The sequence below is a fragment of the Kitasatospora sp. NPDC057223 genome (genome assembly GCF_042669755.1).
Classification (GTDB): Bacteria; Actinomycetota; Actinomycetes; order Streptomycetales; family Streptomycetaceae; genus Kitasatospora.
This window is the reverse complement of the sequence record NZ_JBHUWW010000116.1, coordinates 20500-30319: the sequence shown is the minus strand read 5'-3', so window position 1 is coordinate 30319 and position 9820 is coordinate 20500. Positions and strand designations below refer to the sequence as shown.

Annotated in this window: 7 protein-coding genes; 5 read left to right on the top strand and 2 right to left on the bottom strand. The window is 71.8% G+C overall.

Translation table 11 applies throughout. The features are described from left to right. Window positions 1-546 precede the first annotated feature (546 nt). Entirely contained in the window at window positions 547-1374 is an 828-nt protein-coding gene (locus ACFUK0_RS30755) for a TetR family transcriptional regulator (protein WP_380255744.1), read from the top strand. Window positions 1375-1468: 94 nt separating this feature from the next. Beyond that, the gene (locus tag ACFUK0_RS30750) at window positions 1469-2533 is read left to right on the top strand and encodes a magnesium and cobalt transport protein CorA (protein ID WP_380255743.1); all 1065 of its coding nucleotides are present in this window, start codon (window positions 1469-1471) and stop codon (window positions 2531-2533) included. A gap of 17 nt (window positions 2534-2550) precedes the next feature. Here ACFUK0_RS30750 and ACFUK0_RS30745 read toward each other — a convergent pair whose 3' ends face one another. Both ACFUK0_RS30745 and ACFUK0_RS30740 read right to left on the bottom strand, forming a co-directional pair. After that, window positions 2551-5064, bottom strand: a complete 2514-nt coding sequence (locus tag ACFUK0_RS30745) for a discoidin domain-containing protein (RefSeq protein ID WP_380255742.1) — start codon at window positions 5062-5064, stop codon at window positions 2551-2553. 348 nt (window positions 5065-5412) lie between these two features. Then, entirely contained in the window at window positions 5413-6105 is a 693-nt protein-coding gene (locus ACFUK0_RS30740; RefSeq protein WP_380255741.1) for a TetR/AcrR family transcriptional regulator, read from the bottom strand. Between the two features lie 351 nt (window positions 6106-6456). Between ACFUK0_RS30740 and ACFUK0_RS30735 the strand changes: the two genes are divergently transcribed. From ACFUK0_RS30735 to ACFUK0_RS30725, 3 genes are all read left to right on the top strand, one after another. After that, on the top strand, window positions 6457-7449 hold the full coding sequence (locus ACFUK0_RS30735) for a hypothetical protein (protein ID WP_380255740.1): 993 nt from the start codon (window positions 6457-6459) through the stop codon (window positions 7447-7449). A 187-nt stretch (window positions 7450-7636) separates the two neighbouring features. After that, entirely contained in the window at window positions 7637-7903 is a 267-nt protein-coding gene (locus tag ACFUK0_RS30730) for a hypothetical protein (RefSeq protein ID WP_380255739.1), read from the top strand. 201 nt (window positions 7904-8104) lie between these two features. After that, on the top strand, window positions 8105-9817 hold the full coding sequence (locus tag ACFUK0_RS30725) for a cation:proton antiporter (RefSeq protein ID WP_380255738.1): 1713 nt from the start codon (window positions 8105-8107) through the stop codon (window positions 9815-9817). Window positions 9818-9820: the final 3 nt, after the last annotated feature.

The following is a 9820-nucleotide window of genomic DNA, read 5'->3' as shown; positions in this document are numbered from 1 at the left end:
GCGAGCCGGTCCTCGGAGGCCTGCGCGTACGCGGCCGCCGTGACGTTGGCCGCAGCCGCGAGCTCCGCGGGCGGAGCGAAACGCCGCTCCTCCTTCGCGATGACCGGCCCGTTGGCACCGGCTTTTCCGCCGTCCCCTGACGCAGACATATCTACCCTCTCCTTCTCAAGTCCCTGATCGGGTGGTCCTGCGCGAGTTCCTGCGCGATGCAGAGGGCGCGGCATGCCCGGCTTCGCGGCGGCGCGTAACGCCTGCTCCAGGACACGTCAGGTGCCGTCCAGCCGACGCCGGAGAAGGCCGCGGGAGACTCCGGCCGCCGGGCGAGGTGCCACAGGGCCGGGTCCGCCTCCGCGATCTGCTGGGGGGCAGGCCCCTCAGACGCCTTTCCGATGCGTGACATGTTGGTTAATTTACCCTCTAGTCGAGTTTCAGTCCAGATCGTGCGCACGCCAGGTGCGGCGCAGCGGTGCTTCGAGGCGCGCGCAGGCAGGATGGACCGCAACGCCCGGATGGACTGAGACTCCAACACTGAGTAAATTGACAATCATGTCAGGTACCAAGGAGTCGGGCCGTCAGGTTCCCCAGGCCATCGTCGAGGCGACCTTGCGGGCGGCGGACGCCCGCGGGGTCTCCGCCGCCGACGTGACGCTGCGCGACGTCGCCCAGGAGGCCGGGATCTCCCGCAGCACCCTGCTGCGTCGACTGGGCGGTACCCGGCAGGCCCTCGACGAGGCGCTGCGAGCCGCCGGCGTCGAACCCGGAGGACGCAAACCGGTCAGGGAGCGCGCGATCGAGGCCACGGGCGCCCTGATCAGCAGGCAGGGGCTGGGAACGGTGACCTTCGAACGGGTGGCAGCCGCAGCCGAGTGTTCCGTGCCCAGCCTCTACGTCACCTTCGGCGGGCGTGACGAACTCCTGCGCGCGGTGTTCGAGCGCTACAGCCCCCTCGTCGACGTCGAGACGTTCCTGGCCGCGCCGCACGGCGACCTGGAGGACACCGTCCGCCGTCTCTATCGCCTCCTGGTCGACGCCCTGAAGCGCGAGCCGCGCGTGCTGCCGGCCCTCCTGGCCGAGGTCTTCGCCCGCCCCGCCGACGAGAACGTCCAGCTCGTCTTCCAGAACGTCACACCCCGCCTGTTGGCCGGCATCGGACAGTGGCTCGCCGCGGAGGCCGCCGCCGGCCGCGTCCGCGACCTGCCGCCGCTGCTCATCACCCAGCAGATGACCAGCCCGATCTTCCTGCACTTCCTGCTGCGCCCGGTGACCGGCGGGTTCGCCGGGGCCGATCTGCCCAGCGAGGACGAAGCCATCGAAACCTTCACCCGGGCGTTCCTGCGCGCCGTCGCCCTGCCCCCACCGGCCCCGGAGCACTGATCCCACGCCGCGACCCGCGCTGCGGACGCTCCGGACGGCCGTGCGACGCGAGGTGGCCCACGAGACCGCTTCGAAGCGGAGAAGGAGGAGGGCGATGACTCTCGTCAACAACGGCATCTACGTCGACGGCGCCCGGGTGGAGAGCCCGCCCACCCTGCACAGCACCTACCGTGCCCTCGAACAGTCCGGCGGCATGGCCTGGATCGGCCTGTATCTGCCGAGCGCGGCCGAACTGACCTCCGTCGCGGAGGAGTTCGACCTGCACCCGCTCGCGGTGGAGGACGCGCAGAAGGGCCACCAGCGGGCGAAGCTCGAACGCTACGGCGACACCCTCTTCGTCGTGCTCCGCCCCGCCTGGTACGACGACGACGCGGAGCGCGTGGAGTTCGGCGAGATCCACGCCTTCACGGGGGAGGACTTCGCCGTCACCGTCCGGCAGGTCCAGCGGCCCGACCTCGGCGCCGTCCGGCGCCGGCTCGAAGCAGAACCGGAGTTCCTGGCGCTGGGACCGGAGGCGATCCTGACCTCGATCTTCGACGAGATCGTCGACGGCTACGCGCCGGTCGCGACCGGACTCGAGGAGGACATCGACGAGATCGAGAGCCAACTCTTCAACGGGAACGTCGACCCGCATCTCTCCAAGCGCATCTACCAGTTGCTGTCACAGGTGATCGGTTTCCAGCACGCCATCAAACCCCTCTCCGCCATGCTGCAGGCCCTGCTCCGCGGGTCGCCGAAGTACGGGACGAACGGCGAGGTGGAGAACCGGCTGCGGAACGTGCTCGACCACACGATCCGGGTGACCGAACGCGTCGCCACGATGCGGACCCTGCTGGACAACGCCCTCACCGTGCACGCCACCCTCGTCTCCCTCGAACAGAACGACGCCATGCGCCGGATGTCCAGTGCGAGCCTCGCGCAGGGCGAGGAGAGCCGCCAACTCGCCCGCGAGACCATCGAACAGGGCGAGGAGGTGAAGAAGATCTCGTCCTGGGCCGCGATCCTCTTCACCCCCACCCTCGTGGCGTCCGTGTACGGCATGAACTTCGACCACATGCCCGAGTTGCACTGGGCCTGGGGCTATCCCTTCGCCGTCGCCCTCATGTTCGGCCTCGGAGTCGGCCTGTGGGCGGTGTTCAAACACAAGCGCTGGCTGTAGGCCACCCCGGCCAGGGGCTACGGCTGGGCGGCGTAGACCTCCAACTCGGCGAGCTGGAGGCCGGGGGCGCCCGAGTTGCTGGTGCCCTGGACGCGGAGGTAGCGGTAGGGGGCGGACGGGATGGCGATGTCGACCGTGTTGTTGTTGGCCGCGGGGTCGAAGAGGTAGTCGGCGGGGGCGACGACGGTGGTGAAGTTCTCACCGTCGTCGCCGGCCAGGATTTCGAGGTGCTGGGTACGGCCGCCCCAGCCGTTGTTGAGCTTGAGGGACACGCGTGCCGCGGTCACCGGGGCACCGAGGTCGACGCCGATGGACTGCGCGGAGGTGAGCTCCGGGCTCTCCCAGTACGTGCTGGTGTCGGAGTCGACCGCGTTCGCGGCGGGGAAGCCGTCGTGGGAGCCGCTGGTGGTGACCGGGCGGCCGGCGGCGAGGTTGCCGACGGTGCTGGTGACGACCCGGCCCGTGACGTGGACCTGGTAGCGGCCGGCGGGGGTGCCGTCGGAGATGGTCAGCGAGCCGTTGCGGTCGCCGCGGGCGGTGGGGACGAAGCGGATGTCCACGGTGCAGCTCGCGCCCGGGGCGAGCACACTGCCGCAGGTGTTCGCGAGGGTGTAGACACCGGTGATGCCGACGGAGGCGATCCGCGCGGGCCGCGGGCCCGGGTTGGTGACGACGACGGTCTGCGGGTCGCCGGCCTTGCCGACCTCGTCGGTCTCGAAGGACAGGGTCTGGCCGAGGCCGCTCACCCGGAGCGGGCCGGGCGCCGGGTAGCCGCAGTGGGTGTCGGACCACCCGCGGTTGCCGGGGCCCTCGGTGAAGCTGAAGCCGGAGCCGCAGTCGTAGCGCCCGCCGGCCCCGAGGCCGGTCGCGGTCAGCGAGCGGGCCGAGGCCGAGCCGGGCGCGTTGAGCTGGAAGGCGAACGTCCCGGTCCGGTCGACGGTGTTGCGGGCGAAGCGGACCCCTTCGACCGACGATCCGAGGAACTGGACGGCTTCGTAGGCGCTGTCCTGGATCAGGTTGTTCTCGACGTCGACGTGCCCGGTGAGCGGGGCGTCGGCGGCCCAGAACCAGAGCGCGCCCTCGCCGACGTGTGAGAAGAGGTCGAGGCTGCCGGTCCGTTGCAGGGTGTTGTGCGCGACGGTCGTGGTGCCGGCCAGGGGCACCGAACCGAAGCGGTTGCCGACGTGGATGCCGCCGCCCTGGACGAGGGTGTCGGTGACCAGGTTGCCGGTCACCGCGTTGTCGCTGCCTCCGTAGACGGCGATGTTGTTGGCGAGTGCGGGTGACTTGACCGTGTTGCGGGCGAACACGTTGCCGGAGTCGGGGTGTTGGTCGGACCACATGGCCAGGCCGTCGTCGCCGGTGCCGCGGACGTAGCTGTCGGTGACGGCGGAGCCGGTGACGCCGTCGTGGAAGTTGATGCCGTCGGCCGTCACGTCCAGGATCCGCAGGCGCGAGAGGCTCAGGCCGTCGAAGGGGCCGTCCAGCCAGGCGCCGACCTTGGTGTGCTGGATCCAGACGTTGTCCACGGTCGAGTGCGCCAGGGCGCCGCCGATGCCATTGACCTGGTCGGAGTCGTTGCGTTCCGCCACCTCGCCGAAGATCGCGAAGTCGGCCAGCCGGACGTCGGAGCTCACGTTCGGCGCGTAGGTGCCGTAGACGCCCACGCCGGCGCCGTGCAGGACGCTGTACCAGGGGCCGCTGCCGCGCAGCGTGACGTGGTCGACGAGGAGGTGCCGGGTCACGGTGAACGTGCCCGGTGGTATCCACACCGTCCGGCCGGTACCGCGGGCCGCGTCGATCGCGCGCTGGAACGCGTCGCTCGAATCGGCCCTGCCCGACGGGTCCGCGCCGAACGACGTGACCGAGAGGGCCTGCCGAGGGGCGGACCCGGGCGCGTCGACCTGCTCGAAGTCGGCGGTGTCGATCACGTAGGCCGGGGCCGTGTCGCCCTTGCCGATCTGGAGGCGGACGGTGCTGCCGGCCGGCAGGGTGCGGTCGAACATCAGCCGCGCGTCGTCGTACTGCTGGCGCGGGCCACCGTCGGCCGGGTTGTTCGTCCACGGGTACTGGCCGTAGTACCAGCTGTAACGCGAGGTGACGGCCAGGGACTTGGCGAACCGGCCGTCGACGTAGGCACCGAGGGTCGCGTCGATCCCCCTGCCGTCGGCCGAGTCGGGCACGCTGTAGCGGACGTTGACCGCGTTGGCCGCCTTCGTGAGGGTGAACTCCACGTACTGGCCCGGCTTGTCGAGCCGGACCGCGCGGCGGCCCACGGCCTCGGCCGCGAGTGTCCCGTACGCCCAGTCGGGGCCGAGGACGGTGCCGTCGGTCCGCGCATCCTCCGCCTGCTGCTCGACGAAGGGCGTGCGCGCACCCGCACCGCCGTCCGCGCCCGAGCCGGACTGCTGCTGTACGGCGGCCCCTTGGGGGGAGGTCCGCGAATCCTGCGCACCGGCCGGTTGCGCCAGGGCCGTCAGGGCGACGGCGATCAGCACGGCAATGGGCGCGCGCTTTCCTGTCCATCTCATGGTGATACGTCCCGGCTCACATAGGTGGCTCGAATGGGCTCCGCGGGGACTGCCGCCGAGGCGCCCGGGGTGGGCGGGGACCAGTCAAGCAGCGCGGCAAGCTGAAGGCAATATCACTACAGAATCCTGCAATATTCAGATCGATGAGGAGTGGACCGATATGGCCACGACCAGCGGATTCATCCGATGGGCGCTGCGGACTGCGAGATCCCTGGGTCTGCCGCGCCGGTCGCCGGTCGGGATTCGCGCCTGTGGGTGGCGGACTGTCATGCAAATATGAGACGGGATCGCGCAAGAAACAGTAATGAAGGCGCGCCCCACCGTCCGGGGCTGACCGCCCCTCCCTGCTCAAGGGGTGCCGGGGCGGCGGTCGGGTGCGAGGAGGTAGGCGATGGCCATGTCGCTGAGCTCGTCCGCGTACTGGCGCCTGGCCGCTTCGCCGGTGGCGGGATCGGGGCGTACGGAGTTGTGGAAGCAGGCGCCGAGGACGGCGCGGGCCACGGTGTCCAGTGCCGTCCTCGGGTGGGAGCGCCGGATCTGGCCGGTGTAGGGGGTCGCTGCTTCGAGCAGGAGGCGGTGGATCTCGGTGATGGTGCGGGTCCCGCGGTCCAGGGATGTGGTTCCCCGTGCGCGCAGCAGTTCCGGGAAGAGGCGGCTGCTGTCGGCGAAGGACTGCAGCAGGGCGTGGGCGTAGGCGTCCACGACTCCGGCGAGGGAGGGCTCGGCGGAGCGCAGCCGCTCCGCCATGTACTCCTCGCGTTGTTCCAGCATCCGCTCGGTGAGGGCGGCGATCAGCTGCTCCTTGTCCTGGAAGCGGCGGTAGATCGTGCCGACCGAGACGCCGGCCTGGGCGGCGACGTCGGTGATCGTCATCTCCTCCAGGCCGGACGAGCCGGCGATCTCCTCGGCCGCCCGTAGTACGCGGGCCAGCGTGGCGGCGCTGCGCGCCTGCCGGGGTTCCCGGTAGGGCGCCGGGCGCTCCGGCTCCCCGGTCGCGTCCCGCACGGTGCGGGCGGCGGTCTCAGCAGGCCTGTTTGACAAGTGGTGCACTCCTCGGCGTACTCTCGTTATGCGAACGTGAATTTACATTCGCATTCTACGGAGGTTCGACCGTGACCGACAACCAGGCACTTCCGCCCATGACCGTGACGCTCATGACGGGGCCGTCGAGTTCAGGAGCCGGATCGCCGTCGCAGCGGACGCCCGCGCCCGATGCACCCGACCGGCAAGCCGCGAGGGCCGCCGACCAGGCCGCCGACCGTGCCGCAGGGCCGGCCACCTCGTCCCGGTGAGCGCGGTCCCGGGCTCGCAGTACCCGTCCGGCCACCTCCGCCACCCCGTCGAGAAGGGGCATCGCCTCTCCCGGCGCGGTCAGGAAGCAAAGAGAAGACGATGTCGAACCAGACCCTGCCCGGCACGGCCCGCAAGCTCACCCTGGTGGTGCTCGGCCTGGCCGCCCTGATCACCACCATGCTGTGCGCCTTCGCACTGCCCTCGCTCCACAGCGGCCCGCACCGCGTCCCCATCGGCGTCACCGGCCCCGAACAGGTCGCGAAGGCCCTCCAGGAGAAGACCGACGGCGACGCCTGGGCCGTCCGGCTCTACCCGACCCCCGCCGCCCTCCAGGCCGCGATCGAGGACCGGGACGTAGCCGGCGGCCTCGCGGTCACCGCCGACCAGGTCGACGTGTACACCGCCACCGCGGGCGGCCCCTCCGCCACCAGCGCTCTCACCGCGCTGGGCGACGGCGTCGCCGCCCAGCAGGGCACCCGGGCCACCGTCCACGACCTGGTGCCCTTCACCGAGGACGACCCCCGCGGCGCCGGGCTGACCGCTGCTCTCCTGCCCATGATCTTCGGCGGGATCTTCCCCGCCCTCATCCTCAGCGGCACCTTCCCCGGGCACCGTGGGCTGCGCACCCGCATCGCGGGCGCCCTCCTGTTCTCCGTCGCGGCAGGTGCCGCCATCGCCGCCGTGCTCCAGTTCGGCACCCACTCGGTCGACGGCGACTACGGGCTCACCGCCCTCGGCGTCATCCTCGGCATGGCCGCCCTGTCCACCACGCTCCTCGGCCTCCAGGCTCTCCTCGGGATGGCCGGCTTCGCCCTGGGCGGCGCGCTGATGATGCTCCTGGGCAATCCGCTCTCCGGCCTGGCCACCGGCCCGAACTGGCTCCCCACCGGATGGGCCGGCGTGGGCCAGCTCCTCCCTCCGGGTGCCTCCGGCAGCCTCCTGCGGGCCAACGCCTTCTTCGACAGCTCGGGAACCGGCCTCCCCGCTCTCGTCCTCACCGGCTGGGTCGGCATCGGTGTCGCCCTCGCGCTCGTCGCCGACCGGCGGGGCAGGCGTCCCGCCGCCACCCGTTCCGAGGCGGTCACCGACTGAGCACGGGCCGAGGCCGGCCCGGGCACCCGGGCCGGGCACCCGTCGTCGCCCCCGGCCCCCGCCGGCGGGGGCCGGTCCGTACCGGTCGGGTACGCCCGCACGATCACTCGCCCGTGGCCGGCCAGGAGCCGTCCGGGTCGAGGCACTGGAGGCGGCACCCCAACCGCCTGTCCGAGTGGAGACCCCCATGCCCCACCCCGTCATCCGCACCGCCCGGCACCGCTCCACCCCGTCGGCAACGCACACCGTCGTCCGCGCGACGGTCGTCCTGACCACCGTCAGCGTGATCGGAGGCGTCGCCACCACCGGTCTGCCCGGCTGGCAGCAGATCCTGTTCGGCGCCGCTCTGGGGCCCTCGCTCGGCATCACGCTCCTGCGGATCGCACACCGGTCGGCGACCCACCCCGGACCGACCGGGGCAGCCGTGGCCGGCGACGCCGCCGACGACCGGTGAACTGAGCCACGCCCCGCTCGACGGATCCTGGTCCGGCTGCCGGGCCCGGTCGCACGGCCGGTACGCGGGGCCGCGAAGCCCGGAGGCGTCCGCGCGCATCGGTCGGCACGCCGGGCGGGCCCGGAAAGCCGGGGCCGGTCGTCGCGGGCCCGCATCATGCAGGGGGACCGCACGGTGGGCGTGGCAGAGAGGTGGCGAGCCGTGGAACTGACGTTGATCGCCGTGCTCGGTGTGATCAGTGTCGTGGCGGTGGCGCTGGCGTCCCGGCGGATCGGAGTGGCCGCGCCGCTGGCACTGGTCGTCGTCGGGCTCGGGCTCAGCTTCCTGCCGGGGGTGCCGCACATCGAGGTCGAACCCGACCTCGTGCTGACCGTGGTGCTGCCGCCGCTGCTCTACGCCTCGGCCGTGCACATGCCGGCGGTCGACTTCCGGCGCGACCTCAAGGCCATCCTGCGGCTGGCGGTGCTGCTCGTGCTGGCGACCACCCTGTGCGCGGGCTATCTGTTCGCCTGGCTCCTGCCGGGCCTCGGGCTGGCCGCCGCGTTCGCGCTCGGCGCGATCATCAGCCCGACCGACGCGGTCGCGGCCACGTCGATCGGCAGACGCCTCGGTCTGCCGTCCCGGCTGATGACCATCCTGGAGGGCGAGGGCCTGGTCAACGACGCGTCCTCGCTGGTCCTGCTGGGCTCGGCGGTCGCCGCGACGACCTCCACCGTGCACCTGTGGAGGGTGGGGGCGGACTTCGTGCTCTCGGTGGTCGTCGCCACGGTCATCGGGGTGCTGGTCGGCCTGCTGACGGTGCTGGTCCGGGGGCGGCTCACCGACACCGTGCTCAACACGGCACTCTCCTTCGTGGTGCCGTTCCTGGCGTTCCTGCCCGCCGAGGCGCTGGGCGCCTCCGGGGTGCTGGCCGTCGTGCTGACCGGGCTGGTCAGCGGACATCTCAGCCCCCGGTTCCTGCGGGCCCGGGACCGGCTCGCCGAGGAGGTCAACTGGCAGACGATCGCCTTCCTGCTGGAGAGCGGCATCTTCCTGCTGATGGGGCTCCAGCTCAGGACCCTGCTGGACCAGGCGCACGACGCCGGACAGAGCGTCGCGCACGCCGTCTGGATCGGCCTGCTGGCCACCCTGCTGGCGATCACGGTGCGGATGCTGTTCCTCGTTCCGCTGGTCGCCTCGCTCCGGCACGACGCGGACAAGGCCGAGAACTTCCGGACCGCGGTGGACGACCTCGCCGACCGGCTCAGCACCGGTCAGGAGCTGCCCCGCCGCTTCAGGAACACCGACCCGGAACGCCTCCACGGCCGACTGGTACGCGGCAGGAGCGACGCCGACTTCCGGATCAACGAGAAGTTCGGCTGGCGCGGCGGGACGGTGATCGCCTGGTCCGGGATGCGGGGCGCGATCACGGTGGCCGCGGCGCAGACCCTGCCGGCCGACACCCCCTACCGGCCGCAGCTGATGCTGATCGCGTTCGTCGTGGCCGTCACCACCCTGCTGGTGCAGGGACTGTCGCTGCCCCGGGTGATCCGCGCGCTCCACGTGCCCGGTGACGACGAGGCCGCCGACCGCGCCGCCCTCGTCGAGCTGTACTCCGCCCTGTCCGAGCGGGTGGCGGACGCCCTGGACGACCCCGGGCTGCGGACGCCCGACGGCGACCCGTACGACCCGGTGGTCCTGGACCACGTCCGCAGCTGGACCGCGGCCCGCCGCCGGAGACCTGCTGCCGGGGCCGTGGCGGAGGGTGTCGATCCGCGCGAGCAGTTCCTGCAGCTGATGCTGGCCGCGGCGGGCGCCCAGCAGAACGCCCTGCTGTCGCTCCGCTCCACCGGTGCCTACAACTCGCGCGTCATGACCAGGGCCCAGGCCATGGTCGACGACGAACTGGCCCGCTACCAGAGCTCCGAGGGCTGACCC

Bases quoted from the DNA above. Each gene is read 5' to 3' on its own strand.
- ACFUK0_RS30745 (WP_380255742.1), bottom strand. From the start codon at position 5,064: ATGAGATGGACAGGAAAGCGCGCGCCCATTGCCGTGCTGATCGCCGTC.
- ACFUK0_RS30750 (WP_380255743.1), top strand. From the start codon at position 1,469: ATGACTCTCGTCAACAACGGCATCTACGTCGACGGCGCCCGGGTGGAG.
- ACFUK0_RS30755 (WP_380255744.1), top strand. From the start codon at position 547: ATGTCAGGTACCAAGGAGTCGGGCCGTCAGGTTCCCCAGGCCATCGTC.
- ACFUK0_RS30730 (WP_380255739.1), top strand. From the start codon at position 7,637: ATGCCCCACCCCGTCATCCGCACCGCCCGGCACCGCTCCACCCCGTCG.
- ACFUK0_RS30735 (WP_380255740.1), top strand. From the start codon at position 6,457: ATGTCGAACCAGACCCTGCCCGGCACGGCCCGCAAGCTCACCCTGGTG.